Origin of the sequence: Metabacillus litoralis (assembly GCF_007994985.1) — a bacterium.
GTDB lineage: Bacteria > Bacillota > Bacilli > Bacillales > Bacillaceae > Metabacillus > Metabacillus litoralis.
The window spans coordinates 43,067-59,287 of the sequence record NZ_VOQF01000020.1 but is presented as its reverse complement, the minus strand read 5'-3'; the positions used below and the strand labels follow the sequence as shown (position 1 = coordinate 59,287).

The following is a 16,221-nucleotide window of genomic DNA, read 5'->3' as shown; positions in this document are numbered from 1 at the left end:
CGTTTTTGTTAATCGAAATTAACGTTGGCACGCTTGGTTTTGTTTAGTTTTCAAAGATCATTTACTTGAAACAACTTTATTATAATATCAAACATCATAACATACAGTCAAGATGTTTTTATATTTTATTTTAAACTGTGTTGCGCGTTTCGCAGCAACGTATTCTAATATAACACCACGATCAACCTTAGGCAAGTGTTTTTTTAAAAAGTATTGCAGATAACATTCTAAATTTATCAATAAAAAAACCTTTGCCAATTATCAGCAAAGGTTTTCTTATTATTTGTGTCTCATTTGTGGGAAGAGTAACACATCACGTATAGATGGTGAATTTGTTAATAACATAACTAATCGGTCAATACCAATTCCTAACCCACCCGTTGGAGGCATACCGTATTCCAATGCTTCAATAAAGTCTTCATCCATCATATGCGCTTCATCGTTACCTTGTTCTCTTTCTTTAAGCTGTGACTCAAATCTTTCTTTTTGATCAATAGGATCATTTAATTCAGTAAAAGCATTCGCATGTTCTCTTGCAACAATGAATAACTCAAAGCGATCAGTAAAACGTGAATCTTCATCATTTTTCTTAGCTAATGGAGAAATTTCAACAGGATGACCATATATGAATGTTGGTTGAATTAATTTCTCTTCTACTTTTTGTTCGAAGAATTCATTGACAATGTGTCCATATTGCATATGTTCATTGATCTCAACATTATGCTCTTTTGCTAGTTCACGAGCTTCTTCAACACTCATCTCTCTCCAGAAATCTGCACCAGTGTATTCCTTAATTGCATCTACCATATGAAGTCTTGTCCACTTTGGTTCTAGGTTCACTTCATATTCTCCGTATTGTACTGTTGTTGTGCCTAACACTTCTTTTGCAATATGTGCAATTACATTTTCAGTAAGCGCCATAATATCTTGATAGTCAGCATATGCTTCATATAATTCAATCATTGTAAATTCAGGATTATGACGTGTAGATATACCTTCATTTCTAAATACTCGACCTATTTCATAGACCTTCTCTAATCCCCCTACTATAAGTCGTTTTAGATGAAGTTCTATTGCTATACGCATATAAAGAGACATGTCCAAAGCATTATGATGTGTAATAAAAGGACGTGCTGAAGCCCCACCAGGAATAGAATGCATAGTTGGCGTTTCAACCTCTAAGTAACCTTGATCATCTAAATAACGTCGCATTGATTGTATGATTTTACTACGAGTTATAAAAGTGTTTTTACTTTCCTGACTCATAATTAAATCTACATATCTTTGACGATATCGTTGTTCAATATCTTTTAAGCCATGGAACTTGTCTGGTAATGGACGTAGGGATTTGGTTAATAGTTCAAAAGATTTTACTTTAACTGAAAGTTCTCCAACCTTCGTTTTAAACACATCACCAGTTACACCTACGATATCACCTAAATCAGCTGTATTGAAAAGATCATACGCCTCTTCTCCGATAGCATCTTTACGAACATATATTTGAATTTGTCCAGATAGATCTTGGATATGAGCAAAACCAGCTTTCCCTTTGCCACGTTTTGTCATAATACGACCTGCTATAGTAACAGCTTCCTCTTTTTCATCTAGCTCTTCTTTTTCGATTTCGTTATAAGCAGAAAGAATATCCGCTGTTTGATGCGTTCTATCAAAGCGTTTACCAAATGGATCTAGACCTTTATCACGTAAACTATGTAATTTCTCTCTTCTTACTTTTATCTGATCACTTAATTCTTCTTGATTCATCTCTTCTTGACTCATATTAAACACTCCTATTTTTTAGCAAATTATTAGCAGAAAACTGCCAGTACCCCTGACAGTTTATCTACATAAAACAGCAAGTCACTTGTTATTAGCCAACTTGACTAGCACTCTCTTGTTTAGCTTCTATCTCTAAAACAAATTCATCTACTAGAGTTACGAATTCATCTCTTGTATTCGTTAAGTTAATACCATTTCTTACTGTAGCATTACCTCTGATACCTTTTAAGTACCATGCAGCATGCTTTCTCATTTCTCTTACCGCGATGTTTTCATTTTTGAGCTCAATTAAGCGGTCTAGATGTAATTTACACACTTCCATCTTTTCACGAACTCCTGGTTCATCCATTAATTCACCAGTTTCTAAATATTTAACAGTGCGATAAATCATCCAAGGATTCCCTAAAGCTGCACGACCTATCATAACACCATCAACACCTGTTTCTTCAAGCATACGCTTTGCATCTTGAGGTGAAGTGACATCTCCGTTACCAATAACAGGTATGTTAACAGCTTCCTTAACTTCTTTAATGATATCCCAATTCGCTGTTCCTTCATACATTTGTACACGAGTACGACCATGAAGTGCTACAGCCTTACCACCAGCACGTTCGATTGCCTGAGCATTTTTCACTGCATAAATATGATCATCATCCCAGCCCATACGCATTTTAACAGTTACTGGTTTGTCTACAGCTTCTACTACAGCAGATACCATATCATAAATCTTATTTGGATCTAATAACCATTTTGCACCTGCATCACATTTTGTAATCTTCGGCACAGGACACCCCATGTTTATATCAATAATATCAGCTGTTGTGTTTTTATCAACAAATCTAGCAGCTTCAACTAATGTATCCTTTTCACCACCAAAGATTTGTAGACTCAAAGGCTTTTCTCTTTCATCTATATACAGCATACCCATGGTTCTAGCATTATTTAATAAAATCGCCTTATCACTAACCATCTCTGCACAAACAAGGCCTGCACCAAATTCTTTAACCGTTAGTCGAAAGGCTGCATTACATACGCCTGCCATAGGTGCTAACACGACTCTATTTTTCAATTGTATATCACCAATATTAAACAAAAATTTTAACCTCCAATCTTTTCTTAATTCGGGGTAAGCTCTTCAACAGATACATTAAGAGCTTTAGCTACATCTTGAATAAATTGTTCATTGGGTTCACGGTTGCCTCTTTCTATTTCTCCTAATACAGAAACAGAAACCCCAAGATCTTTCGCAAAACTTTCTTGGGTAAAGCCTTTTAATTTTCTAAAAGCGCGAATACGTCTACCCCATTTTTCTGCTTCCATATTCGGACTCCTTCTTTATCATGTAATTGATCTATGATTGTTTTTATTGGTTGATCTAAAGTAGGAATGCTAACAGTTTTGTCTAATTCATATAAAGGAATTAACACAAATGCTCTTTCATGCATTCTTGGGTGAGGAACAATAAGTTCTTCTGCTTCAATATTTTCATTATTAAACAGTAAAATGTCAAGGTCTAACGTTCTTGGTCCCCATTTCACTTCGCGTTTTCGGTCTAATTCTTTTTCTATCTTTTGTAATTCAATCAGAAGCGCAACCGCCGATAAATCAGTTTTCACCTTAATAACCATATTCAAAAATTGCGCTTGATCTGTAAAGCCAATTGGATCTGTTTCATAAATTGAGGAAATATCTTCTACCTGAATAAAATCATGTTTATTCACTTTTGTAATGGCATTTATTAAATAACTTTCTCGATCTCCTATATTTGAACCAAGCGCTAGATAAACATCATGTTTCATGATCTTCCCCTTTTAATCTCTACAGCTACTTCTTTATAATGTCCAGGTATTGGGGGATCTGGCTTTATTACCTTTACCGTACAATAATGCACAGCTGTAAATTTTATTAAAATTTTTTTAGCTATATTTTCAGCAACAGCTTCAACTAACTTATATGGTTCACCTTCAACAATGCTCTTACAACATTTATAAAGTGAGGCATAATTAATCGTTTGATCTAGATCATCTTGTTCTCCGGCTTTTTGCAAATCCAACTCAACTGTAAGATCTACTCTAAAACGTTGCCCTAATTTAGTTTCTTCCTTAAAAACTCCATGGTAGCCATAGAATTCCATTCCATCAACATAAATTTTATCGATGACCTCCATCCCCTTTCCCTAGCATAGCATCCATCATTCTAGCCATCCTTGACATCTCTAACACATCATGAATTCTGATAATATGACATCCTTTTTCTATACCTAAACAAATAGTAGCACCAGTACCTTCCACTCGTTCATTTGGTGGCAAATCCAAAATATTTCCGATAAAGGATTTTCTAGAGGTTCCTAAAAGCACCGGGTATCCCAGATGAGTAAATGCATCCAAATTCCGCATAACATCAAGGTTATCATTTATTGTTTTGGCAAACCCAATCCCGGGATCAAGAATGATTTTATCATCTGTCACTCCAGCCTTTTTAGCGATATTAACTGATTCAAGCAAATCAACAATCATATCCGGAATAAGCTGATCATAATTTCGATCATGGCGATTATGCATAAGAATAATTGGCACGTTATATAATGCTGCTATATTCGCCATTTCAGGATCTGCCTTTGCTCCCCAAACGTCATTGATAATCGAAGCACCTGCTTCAATAGCTTGCTTTGCAACTTCCGCTTTATAAGTATCAATCGAAATTGGTACATCCAATTCCTTTGATAGCTTATCAATTACAGGGATTACTCTTGCCAATTCATCATCTATAGAAACTGCCTTAGATCCAGGTCTGGTTGATTCCCCGCCAATATCAATTATATCTGCACCGTTTTTAACCATTTCTTTCGCATGATAAATGGCCAATTCAAGATCTATATAATTTCCTCCGTCAGAGAAGGAGTCCGGTGTTATATTTAAAATACCCATTACCAATGTCTTTTCTTCAATATTCAAGGAATATTTACCACATTTTATATGACGCTGTTTGTTAGTACTTACTCTCATCCTCTTCTTCAGCCCTTTATAACTCATCTTTACTTAATAGTGTTTTCCTATAATGATCATACAAGTCCCTTAACTTTTTTACAATTGTTCCTTCATTACCGTCAAAAATATGATCATCTACTTTTTTCACTGCTATTATCTCTTGAGAAGAATTTGTTAGGATAACCTCCTCAGCTTCGAACATTTGTTTCTTTGTATAAAAACCTTCACTTACATCTATATCAAGATTTTCTAAGCACTTTATAATAAACTGCCTAGTTATTCCGTTAAGAATCCCTGTTTCAACTGCCGGAGTATAAACAGAGTTGTTTTTAACCCAAAAAACGTTTGATACAATACCTTCTGCAACAAATCCATTTGCAGTTAAAAATAACCCCTCTTTTTCAGGTGCCTCCCTAATTTCTCGTTTTCCTAAAATATTGTTTAAATAATGGTGTGACTTTAGTCGAAAGGTTCCTTCTGGAGTGTTTCTTGGAATTTCAAGGAGGACAACGTCTTTTTCATCGTTATTTAAAGGCGGGGCTTTCCTTAAGAAACAGAGAAGATTTGGTTTATCATAAGTTTGAAGAAGCTTTCCTACCTCACCATTTCCTGCTGAAATATTCAAACGTACTGTTACATCTTCATCATGACATTGATTAAGCTTCAATAATTTTTGAAGGATTTCCATTATTTCATCAAAATTGATTTGATAATGAATACCTAATTCATCCACTGCTGATTGAAGTCTTTTTAAATGATCTTCTAACAGGAAAGGAAACCCTTTATAAACTCTAAATGTTTCAAAAACACCTAGCCCATAAAGAAAGCCATGATCAAATGGAGAAATCGTGGCTTCTATATCCTTTACATAATGTGAATTTATATATATATACACGGAATTAGCTCTTTTCTACTAATTTATATTGATCAATAAAATTCTTTAATAGATCTTTTCCAAAAGAAGTCATAATAGATTCTGGATGAAATTGAACTCCTTCAATAGGTAATGATTTATGACGTATGGCCATAATCTCATTTTCATCTGTCCATGCGGTAACTTCTAAACAATCGGGAAGTGTTTCATTTTTAACAATAAGAGAATGATATCTCGTTGCTGTAAATGGGTTTTCCATGTTTTTAAAAATTGTTTCACCATTATGATTAATTTCTGATGTTTTTCCATGCATCAAACGTTCAGCACGAATTACATCTCCACCAAACACCTGTGCAATTGATTGGTGGCCAAGACACACACCAAAAATCGGAATCTTACCTGCAAAGTATTCTATAGCTTCCATGCTTATGCCTGCTTCATTTGGACTACAAGGTCCAGGTGATATCATTAAAAATTGTGGGTTCAACTGTTCAATTTCTGAAATTGTTATTTCATCATTTCGCTTTACCATCAACTCTTCACCAAGTTCACCTAAATACTGTACTAAATTAAACGTAAAAGAATCATAATTATCAATCATTAAAATCACTATACTCACCTCAGCCTAAAATTTTCTCTTCTTTACTCAACTCAATTGCTTTAACTAAAGCCCTTGCTTTCTTTAAGGACTCTTTATATTCATAATCCGGATTAGAATCGATAACAATTCCAGCACCAGATTGAACATACCCAATACCATCTTTAGCAAATAATGTACGAATAACAATATTTAGCTCCATATTTTCATCAAAACCAATCCAGCCTATTGACCCTGTATAGATCCCTCGTCTTGTTGGTTCTAATTCTTCGATAATTTCCATCGTTCTTACTTTTGGTGCTCCTGTTATTGTACCACCTGGAAAGGTCGCTTTGATAACATCTGCATAATTTGCTTCATTTTTTAATTTCCCTTGAACATTCGAAACGATATGCATCACATGGGAATACTTTTCAATAACCATAAATTCATTAACATGAACAGTCCCATATTCACAAACCCTGCCAAGATCATTACGTTCTAGATCAACAAGCATAACGTGCTCTGCTCTTTCTTTTTCATTCTGTATTAATTCGTTTGCTAGCTTATTGTCTTCCTCTTCATCTCTACCCCTAGATCTTGTTCCAGCAATAGGACGCGTGCTGACTGAACCCCCTTGTTTTTTCACTAAAAGTTCTGGTGAACCACTAACAATTTGAAACTCAGGAAAATGCAGATATGCCATATAAGGTGATGGATTTATTTTCCGTAGTGTTTCATATATTTTTATGGGAGCATTCTCTAATTGGAAATGCTGTCTAACAGAAAGGTTCACTTGGAATACATCACCTTGAGAGATATATTCTTTAATTGCTTCAACAGCCTTTTTAAAGGCTTCTTTTGAAAAGGTAACGGGTGTATGTGTTGAAATATCAGGCTTAAGAAATGCTTCATCACCTTTTATCACACTTGTCCAGTCTTTCTTCAGTTCCTGTAATCTGTCTTGTGCCTTTGTAAGATCCTGTTCATTATAGTAATGTGTAATTAGCCATAGTTTTGACGTTTGATGATCATATACGGCAACATCATCAAATAGCAAGAAATATAGATCCGGTGTTTCCAAATCATCGTTAGCAACTACAGGTAACTTTTCAAAATGCCTTACACAATCATAGCTAATAAAACCTATTGCTCCACCTTGAAAATCCGGTAGAGCCGGATCTGGCTTTGTATAATATTGACTAAACCATTCTCTAAAAAGATCAAGTGGTTTTCCACTCATAATCTTTCTTTCACCTTTATCGATAATAGTAAGTGTTTCACCCTTACCCTTAACAGATGCAAATGGATTAATTCCCGCTATACTATACCTTCCACCACGAGCACTTTCCAAAAAGGCATGTTCCTTTTCATTCTTAGATAAATATTTATATTGATCAAAAAAGTTACCTTCATAGTCAAACTGTATGCTTAACGAAGTTCTTCTTTGGTGCATCTGTTATCTCTCCTTTAAAACTCTTACTACCATTTTACATAAATGTAATGAAGATAACATATTAATTTACTTTTTACATGTAGAAAATACAAACTTTTAAACTTTTCGAATAAAAAAAGAGGCTGACAAAGTCAAACCTCTCTCTTTCATGTATGAAATCAATCAAATTGATATAACGGAGTACTTAAGTAACGCTCACCATTACTTGGAATAACAGCCAAGACTTTTTTACCTTTTCCAAGCTCTTTAGCAACCTTTAACGCTGCAAAAATCGCTGCACCAGATGAAATCCCACCAAGAATACCCTCTTCTTTAGCAGCTCTTCTTGCTGTTTCAAATGCTTCTTCATTTTTAACAGTAATAACTTCATCATACACGTTAGTATTAAGGATATCTGGAACAAATCCTGCACCAATACCTTGGATTTTATGAGGACCTGGTTTTCCACCTGAAAGAACTGGTGAATCTGTTGGCTCTACTGCATATATCTTAATATCTGAATAATTCTCTTTTAAAACTGATCCAGCACCAGTGATTGTACCACCTGTACCAATACCAGATACAAAGGCATCTAATTGATCACCCATTTGTGAAACAATTTCTTTACCAGTTGTTAAACGGTGAACCTCTGGATTTGCTTCATTTTTAAATTGTTGAGGCATAAAGTATCCATGTTCTTTTGAAAGCTCTTCAGCTTTACGAATTGCTCCACCCATACCTTCAGAACCTGGTGTAAGAACTAATTCTGCACCATATGCACGAAGAAGATTTCTACGTTCCATACTCATTGTATCAGGCATAACTAAGATTGCTTTAATGCCTTTTGCTGCAGCAACCATCGCTAAACCAATACCAGTATTTCCACTAGTTGGTTCAATAATTGTGTCACCTGGTTTTAAATCGCCCTTTTGTTCAGCAGCTTCAATCATTGCAAGACCGATACGATCTTTAACACTGCTTCCTGGGTTCATAAACTCCAGCTTTAAATAAACATCTGCACTATTATCATCTACAAGTCTGTTTAGCTTTACGATTGGTGTTTCTCCTATAAGTTCATGTATAGAATTTGCTACGCGTGACATCTAAGTTCCTCCCCTATCCCGAGTAATTTCATTGGATTTATAAGTAATATAGCAATTTCTTTCATAATTGTCAAAACATTTTACTCACTTTACCTTACATTTAGGCTCTTTTCTGAAAGATTGTTGCTTATGAACCTAATTTCCTGTTAGTAAGAAATTTTTTTCATATAAAAGATCTATTCTAGAAAGAAAAGATGCCTCTAGACTTTATACAGTACTGTTTTCTTCAAATTAGTAAAAGCGACAAAGTTTATGAAAACAACCTAGATTTATTACTTATTTTCGTAAAACCAAGTAACTCCTATTTCATCCCATAAAGGATCGACTGAAACTGAGCCTTCCATCTGCTCTAATGCAATTTGTCTACGAATTTGACTCTTCACATCATCATAGGTGTAAGCTTTACCCTCGATTTTTTCATGAAGCATGATAACCGCATAACCTGTGTCCACTTTAATTGCGCCACTCCATTCCCCTTTATCAAGGCTTGAAGCTTCTTCTAAATAAGCACCAGGTACATATTCATTATTAGTAGAGATAAATCCGATATCTCCTCCCTGATTTGCTGTAAACTCATCAGTTGAGACTTCTAGAGCAAGAGCTTCAAAACTTGAACCTCCATTTAATTCTTCAATCACCATATTAGCTTCTTTTTCTGACTTTACGATAATATGAGATAAATGAAATGTTTCATCTATATCATATAACTCTTTATTGCTATCATAGAACTTCTTTATCTCTTCTTCTGAAACAGAAGCATCACGTGTTAATAATTCTTCTAATAAGATGCTATAACGAATTTGTTGCTCCCAATTTTGTTCGTTCCCAAACTGTTCTTCATCTAAAGAATTATACATTGATTTATAAACAGCCAATTCGCGTTGAATGATTTCATCAGAAACTGTTATTTCATATTTTTCAGCAAGTTCCTCTACTACATGTAGATTCACCAATTCTTTTAAAGTTTCTTGTCCAAATTGCTCTTCTAGTTTGTTCATCCATTGATCTCTAGTTATTGTTTCTTCTCCAATTGTTGCAATTACCTCATTCTGTTCATCATCACTTGATGATACAGGGATGGCTCCTTGCCCTTGATTTTTCGAAGTAAAATAGCCTATTGTCACGCAGTTTGTGATAACCAAGCTAAAAATGATCACCCATAGTGTTTTACTAGCCAACTCTTCCAACTCCCACAAATAGCAAAAGTATTATTCTGCTGCTCTCTTTAATTCTTCTAAGTCTTGTCTATTAAGATGGTATAACTCATTACAAAAGTGGCACTGTGCTTCTGCTTGGCCATCTTCATCAATCATTGCCTGTATTTCCTCTGTCCCTAAACTAACAATTGCATTTTCAATTCGTTCTTTTGAACATTGACATTTAAAATGGACAGGTTGCTTGTCTAAAATCCTAACATTTCCCTCACCAAGAACTTCTTCTAGTATTTCTTCAGGAGTTAAACCTCGCTGAATTAATCTTGAGATCGGTTCAATTGTACTTAATCTTTGTTCAATTTTTGTTATTGTATCTTCTTCAGCACCAGGTAATAATTGAATTATAAATCCACCGGAAGCTAAGATTGTATTATCAGGATTCACTAATACTCCTACTCCAACTGAAGAAGGGATTTGTTCTGATGTTACTAAATAATATGTAAAATCTTCACCTAATTCACCAGATACAATCGGTACTTGCCCAGAGAAGTGGTCTTTCAAACCTAAATCTTTAACAACTGTTAAATTCCCTTCTGTCCCTACTGCTCTAGCTACATCTAGTTTTCCTTTATCATTTAAATCAAAATGCGTTTGAGGATTTGTCACATATCCCCTTACCTCACCTTTGGAATTACTGTCAACAAGGATAGGACCTAAAGGACCTCCACCTTCAATTTTTATCGTTAACTTTGCATCACCTTTTAGCATAGAACCTAGCATGACACCAGCTGTCATTGAACGTCCTAAAGCAGCAGAAGCTGTTGGCCAAGTTTGATGTCTTCTTTGTGCCTCTGCTACTGTATCTGTTGTTCTAGTTGCATAGGCTCTTACTTGATCATTATATGCAAGAGCTTTTATTAAATAATCCATGCTGTTAAATCTCCTTCCAAGCCCGTTGATAGTTACTTCATCAATTAGTGTTTCTTTCGTATATAAGTTGTAGTCCTCTTAATGTTAAAAACGGGTCAACAATATCGATACTATCAGATTCTTTCGCGATTAGATTTGCTAAACCACCTGTTGCTATAACCTTTGGAGCATGATTTGAGTGGTCTTTCATTCTCTTAACAATTCCCTCTACCTGACCTACATAACCATATAATATCCCAGCCTGCATCGCGCTAACTGTATTTTTCCCGATAATATGATCTGGTCGGGAAATTTCAATTCGTGGTAATTTAGCTGCTCTTGAATAAAGTGCCTCTGTTGAGATATTTATCCCAGGAGCAATTGCACCACCCATATATTGTTTGTCTTCATTAATATAACAGTAAGTAGTTGCTGTTCCGAAGTCGACAATTATGAGCGGACTACCATAATCTTGAATACCTGCTACTGCATTAACAATTCGGTCAGCACCAACTTCGCGTGGGTTTTCGTATTTTATATTCAGCCCTGTTTTTATTCCTGGACCTACCACAAGTGGTTTTATAGAAAAATACTTCACACACATTCTTTCTAGAGCAAACATAATCGGAGGAACAACAGACGATATAATAATTCCATCAACTTGATCAAAAGCAAGCCCAACATGTTCAAATAAATTTTTTATTATAATACCAAACTCATCTTCTGTTTTATTTCTACTTGTTTCTATTCTCCAATGATGTTTTAAATCATCATTTTCATATACCCCTAAAACGGTATTTGTATTACCAACGTCCAATACAAGAATCACAGTAATCACCACTTTATTATTGTTCTATTATGTATGTCTTTCCATACAACTTCATTTTATCATAAAGTTCCTTTATACCCCTATCTAGAAAAACCATTGTACTAATTTTATATAAAATAGAACATCATCCGCTCTTATCTTACTCAAAGAAAGAAAACTAGAACTGATTGTCATAAGTAGCTTTCTAAGCACAAAAAAGACTCGGATGATACGAGTCTTTTCTCTTCTTTGGTTGAAACACTCTAGATTTACCCTAGGAAAAACGCTCCATATCCCATAGCTCCTACAATTACGAGAGCTGGATGTACCTTTAATTTCTCTAGCAATAAAAAACTAGCAGTAATTAAAATAAGTGATTGCCAAATTCCTGTATCTTCATACGAAGTAAAGAAGAAGCTAAATGCCATCATACCCAATAATACTGCAATGGTTGGTCGAATGAAGGTCGTCATTCTTTTTACTTTTGGAGAATCTTTATACTTATATAGAAATCCTAATAGAACGATCATCAAAATAAGTGAAGGAGCAACCGTTGCAAAAATACCAACTAAACTTCCTAGCACTCCCCCTTGCTGATAGCCTATGTATCCTGCCATCTTCGTAGCGATTGGTCCTGGTAAAGCATTACCCAATGCTAGAACCTCACTAAATTCACTTACATTCATCCATCCATACCGGTCGACTACCTCATTCTCTACTAGTGGGATGGAAGCCGGGCCTCCTCCGTATCCTAAAATCCCTGGGATAAAAAAGGCAAGGAAGATCTCCCAATAAATCACGAAGCATCCCCCCTTTCAGAATGGCGATCTTTGTCATTTTTTAGGACTGCCACGAGCAACAATACCCCAATTAAAATTGCCGGGTGCAACCCAAAAATCTCCATTAATAAAAAACTACAACATATGAATGCTAAGGCTTTAATCCACCCTAAAGATTGCCGTGACTTTTTGTAAAAGTCCCAAGTTAACGTAGCTAACATGACCCCAACTACTGGGACAACTGCAGCTGTCATCCCCTGTACCCAAGGATACTCTTTAATAGAAGTGATCGTTGATAATAAAACAATCATTAATATAATTGTCGGTATAATTGTCGATAACGTTGCGTTTATCAACCCTAAAACTCCAGCAACACGGTACCCAATATAACCCGCCATCTTGGTTGCAATGGGTCCTGGTAGTGTGTTTCCAAGAGCTAACACATCTGCAAACTCATCATCATTCATCCATTTATATTTATCAACCACTTCTTTATGTACCAGAGGGATTGACGATGGTCCACCACCATACCCAAGCATTCCAACACGAAAAAACGCTAGAAAAATCTGTAAGTGTTTCATCTATGTCACCTTTCGTTATTAGACTTTTTAAGAATTATTGACTTTCAAAATTTTATTTCCCCTCTTTTTTCTAAGGCTCTTTTCTGAAAGAATGTTGTTAATCTACCTAATAGCATGTTAAAAATAATCGTTTTATTGTATATAACTATTCTAAGAAGAAAAGATGCCACCAGACTATATACAGTGCTGTTTACATTAAGCTTCTAAAAGTAACAAAATTTTCGAAGATAGCCTTTACTAATTATGATTTCGTTTGTTGTTTTTTACAACTTGAAGTAAATAACCATGTAAAAACTTGTGGTGTCTTTTATTCATATAATAGCGTAAAAAATAATGACTGAACGAAAGCAAACTTTCTCTCAGTCATTATTTCTTGTTTGTTTCCTTGCGTATTTTCTTTCTGGTTAACATTATAATCATACCTTCAAACTGCTACGTCCCTTAAAGTGCCTTAGCAATATAAGTCTTTCCACTCTAGTAATTCCTCAAGAGGATATCTTATTGTTAATAAACTTCTCTAATGCGTAAAGTCTTCAATCATCCCATTCTTTGACTTGCTTTTAGAATGAAAGCCTTGATTTGAGGAAAAGGCTAAAACATTAACATATAAAAAAGGTCAATGATTTACATAGAAATCATTGACCTTTTACTATTTATTCTTTTTCTGAAGAGTCATCTTCTTTTTTAGATTGAATATTAACCTTCACATCTTCAGATTGATCTTCAGTTTCTTTTTTACTTTCAACAATTACTGGTCTTTCTGGTAGTTTACCTTTTTCAACAAGGCTCGCTATTTGAGCTGCATCAAGTGTTTCAACATCTAATAAGGTTTGAGCAATTAACTCAAGTTTTTCACGATTTTCAGTAATAATCACGCGTGCTCGTTCGTAGCTTTCTTTAATAAAGCGTTGAATTTCCATATCAATTTCATGAGCAATTGCATCACTATAGTTTTGCTCATTATGGATGTCACGACCTAGGAACACTTGACCACCTTGTGCTTGACCGAATTGTAATGGTCCAAGCTTTTCACTCATACCATACTCAGTAACCATTTTTCTTGCGATTCCTGTAGCTCTTTGGAAGTCATTATGAGCTCCAGTACTTGCTTCACCGAAGACAATTTCCTCTGCAACACGACCACCGAGTAAGCCTGTGATTTTATCAAGCAATTCTGGTTTTGTCATAAAGTAACGATCTTCTTTAGGAAGCATTACTGCGTAACCACCGGCTTGACCACGAGGTACAATCGTAACCTTATGGACCATATCAGCTTCATCTAAAATGACACCAATAATAACATGGCCTGCTTCGTGATAAGCAACAATATTTCGTTCTTTCTTAGAAATAACTCGACTTTTCTTAGCAGGTCCCGCAATAACACGATCTGTTGCTTCATCAAGGTCAGTGTTATCAATCTTCTTCTTATCTTGTCTAGCTGCTACAAGCGCCGCTTCATTTAATAAGTTTTCTAAATCTGCACCAGAAAAACCTGGAGTACGCGCTGCAATAGCTTTTAAATCTACTGATTCATCTAAAGGCTTATTACGTGCATGCACTTTAAGTACTGCTTCACGTCCAATTACATCTGGACGATCAACTGTAATTTGGCGATCAAAACGTCCTGGACGTAATAATGCCGGATCTAGAATATCAGGTCTATTTGTAGCTGCGATGATGATAATACCTTCGTTTGCTCCAAAGCCGTCCATTTCTACGAGTAATTGATTAAGAGTTTGTTCACGCTCATCGTGACCTCCACCTAAACCAGCACCACGTTGTCTACCAACTGCATCAATTTCATCAATAAAGATAATACATGGAGCGTTCTTTTTCGCATTCTCGAATAAATCACGAACACGCGACGCACCAACACCGACAAACATTTCAACGAAATCAGAACCACTGATTGAGAAGAATGGTACTCCTGCTTCACCAGCTACAGCTCTCGCAAGTAAAGTTTTACCAGTACCTGGAGGTCCAACTAGTAAGACACCTTTAGGAATTCTTGCACCTAATTCAGCAAACTTACGAGGATCTTTTAAGAATTCAACAACCTCTACAAGCTCTTGCTTTTCTTCATCAGCACCTGCTACATCCTTAAATTTAACCTTTTTCTTTTCCTCACTGTAAAGCTTAGCTTTACTTTTACCAAAATTCATTACACGGCCTCCACCGCCGCCTTGAGCTTGGTTAAGTAAGAAGAAGAATAAAATAAAGATGATAACGAATGGAATGATTGATGTAAAGAAAGTCACCCATCCACTTGCTTCTTCTGCTGGAGCAACATCTAGTTCAGCTACATTATTTGCTTCAGCTGCTTGATCAACACGATTTAGTCCTTGTTCAGTTGGTATATATGTTAAAAAGGTCTCATCTTCTGCATAACCTTTCATTTTACCTCGAACTTCAAATACACCTCGAACTGGCTGGACCGTCATTTCAGTTACATTCCCATTATCTAAGTCAGAAATGAACTTATTGTAAGTGATTTGCTCCGTTTTAGGATTAGCACCTGTAAAGAAGCTAACTACCCCAATAATGACTAAAAATATAAGTAAATAAAATATGGTATTACGGAAGATCCGATTCATTCCTTACCTCCTCCCACAGTAAACACGACTATTTTAAATAGTACCATAGAAAATCATGGTAACACAACAAATTAGCTGTAGAGATTATTTTTGATAAATCTCTGGTTTAAGCACGCCAATATAAGGAAGATTACGATATTTTTCAATGTAATCTAATCCATAACCAACCACAAATGCATCTGGTACTTCAAAGCCTACATAATCGGCTTGAATATCAGCCTTTCTACCTGTTGGTTTGTCTAACAGTGTAACAATCTTAATTGATTTTGCTTTACGATAACGGAATAACTTTACTAAATAGCTCAATGTTAAACCACTATCAATGATATCTTCAATAATCAAGATATCCCTACCCTCTACAGAAGTATCCAGATCTTTAAGAATCTTTACCTCTCCAGAAGAAACTGTAGAAGTACCATAACTAGAAACATCCATAAAATCCATTTCTAAATATGTATCGATGTTTTTTAAAAGATCACCCATAAACGGCATTGCACCTTTTAAAACACCAATCGCCAGAGGAAAGCGATCTTGGTACTCTTCAGTTAAAGCTTTTCCTAACTCTTTAACTTTTTCATTAATTTGGTCTGTGGTAACTAAAATTTCTTCAATATCTTGTCTCATTAAAGTGTGCCCCCTAG

The 16,221-nt window shown here is 35.4% G+C and carries 17 protein-coding genes; all 17 read right to left on the bottom strand.

Translation table 11 applies throughout. The annotated features are described in order from the left end of the window. Positions 1 to 279: 279 nt before the first annotated feature. Positions 280 to 1,779: a lysine--tRNA ligase gene (gene lysS, locus FS935_RS21035; protein ID WP_168714498.1), complete on the bottom strand. Its 1,500-nt coding sequence runs from the start codon at positions 1,777 to 1,779 to the stop codon at positions 280 to 282. Between the two features lie 91 nt (positions 1,780 to 1,870). Further along, positions 1,871 to 2,872: a tRNA dihydrouridine synthase DusB gene (gene dusB / locus FS935_RS21030; protein WP_146950600.1), complete on the bottom strand. Its 1,002-nt coding sequence runs from the start codon at positions 2,870 to 2,872 to the stop codon at positions 1,871 to 1,873. A 23-nt stretch (positions 2,873 to 2,895) separates the two neighbouring features. Continuing rightward, positions 2,896 to 3,099: a helix-turn-helix domain-containing protein gene (locus tag FS935_RS21025; protein ID WP_146950599.1), complete on the bottom strand. Its 204-nt coding sequence runs from the start codon at positions 3,097 to 3,099 to the stop codon at positions 2,896 to 2,898. Then, on the bottom strand, positions 3,051 to 3,578 hold the full coding sequence (folK, locus tag FS935_RS21020; RefSeq protein WP_146950598.1) for a 2-amino-4-hydroxy-6-hydroxymethyldihydropteridine diphosphokinase: 528 nt from the start codon (positions 3,576 to 3,578) through the stop codon (positions 3,051 to 3,053). The genes FS935_RS21025 and folK overlap by 49 nt, the downstream gene beginning before the upstream one ends. Further along, a complete protein-coding gene (gene folB, locus FS935_RS21015) occupies positions 3,575 to 3,937 on the bottom strand; it encodes a dihydroneopterin aldolase (protein ID WP_146950606.1) in 363 nt (120 codons plus the stop codon). The genes folK and folB overlap by 4 nt, the downstream gene beginning before the upstream one ends. After that, positions 3,930 to 4,784, bottom strand: a complete 855-nt coding sequence (gene folP / locus FS935_RS21010) for a dihydropteroate synthase (RefSeq protein ID WP_146950597.1) — start codon at positions 4,782 to 4,784, stop codon at positions 3,930 to 3,932. The genes folB and folP overlap by 8 nt, the downstream gene beginning before the upstream one ends. A 16-nt stretch (positions 4,785 to 4,800) precedes the next feature. Then, the gene (pabC, locus tag FS935_RS21005) at positions 4,801 to 5,661 is read right to left on the bottom strand and encodes an aminodeoxychorismate lyase (protein ID WP_146950596.1); all 861 of its coding nucleotides are present in this window, start codon (positions 5,659 to 5,661) and stop codon (positions 4,801 to 4,803) included. A gap of 4 nt (positions 5,662 to 5,665) precedes the next feature. Continuing rightward, the gene (gene pabA / locus FS935_RS21000) at positions 5,666 to 6,250 is read right to left on the bottom strand and encodes an aminodeoxychorismate/anthranilate synthase component II (RefSeq protein WP_146950595.1); all 585 of its coding nucleotides are present in this window, start codon (positions 6,248 to 6,250) and stop codon (positions 5,666 to 5,668) included. Positions 6,251 to 6,260: 10 nt separating this feature from the next. Continuing rightward, complete coding sequence (locus tag FS935_RS20995; protein ID WP_146950594.1) at positions 6,261 to 7,673, bottom strand: anthranilate synthase component I family protein; 1,413 nt, start codon at positions 7,671 to 7,673, stop codon at positions 6,261 to 6,263. Between the two features lie 158 nt (positions 7,674 to 7,831). Beyond that, positions 7,832 to 8,755 (bottom strand): cysteine synthase A, encoded by a 924-nt coding sequence (gene cysK / locus FS935_RS20990; RefSeq protein ID WP_146950593.1) that lies wholly within the window; start codon positions 8,753 to 8,755, stop codon positions 7,832 to 7,834. 272 nt (positions 8,756 to 9,027) lie between these two features. After that, positions 9,028 to 9,933, bottom strand: coding sequence for a peptidyl-prolyl cis-trans isomerase (locus FS935_RS20985; RefSeq protein ID WP_146950592.1), 906 nt, complete (start codon positions 9,931 to 9,933; stop codon positions 9,028 to 9,030). A 30-nt stretch (positions 9,934 to 9,963) separates the two neighbouring features. After that, positions 9,964 to 10,839 (bottom strand): Hsp33 family molecular chaperone HslO, encoded by an 876-nt coding sequence (gene hslO, locus FS935_RS20980; protein ID WP_146950591.1) that lies wholly within the window; start codon positions 10,837 to 10,839, stop codon positions 9,964 to 9,966. Between the two features lie 40 nt (positions 10,840 to 10,879). Then, positions 10,880 to 11,647: a type III pantothenate kinase gene (locus FS935_RS20975; protein ID WP_146950590.1), complete on the bottom strand. Its 768-nt coding sequence runs from the start codon at positions 11,645 to 11,647 to the stop codon at positions 10,880 to 10,882. Positions 11,648 to 11,895: 248 nt separating this feature from the next. Beyond that, positions 11,896 to 12,426, bottom strand: coding sequence for a chromate transporter (locus tag FS935_RS20970; protein WP_146950589.1), 531 nt, complete (start codon positions 12,424 to 12,426; stop codon positions 11,896 to 11,898). Continuing rightward, the gene (locus FS935_RS20965; RefSeq protein ID WP_146950588.1) at positions 12,423 to 12,986 is read right to left on the bottom strand and encodes a chromate transporter; all 564 of its coding nucleotides are present in this window, start codon (positions 12,984 to 12,986) and stop codon (positions 12,423 to 12,425) included. Before FS935_RS20965 ends, FS935_RS20970 begins: the two co-directional genes overlap by 4 nt. Positions 12,987 to 13,639: 653 nt before the next feature. Next, entirely contained in the window at positions 13,640 to 15,580 is a 1,941-nt protein-coding gene (gene ftsH, locus FS935_RS20960) for an ATP-dependent zinc metalloprotease FtsH (RefSeq protein WP_146950587.1), read from the bottom strand. Positions 15,581 to 15,664: 84 nt separating this feature from the next. Then, on the bottom strand, positions 15,665 to 16,204 hold the full coding sequence (gene hpt, locus FS935_RS20955) for a hypoxanthine phosphoribosyltransferase (protein ID WP_146950586.1): 540 nt from the start codon (positions 16,202 to 16,204) through the stop codon (positions 15,665 to 15,667). Between the last annotated feature and the right edge of the window lie 17 nt (positions 16,205 to 16,221).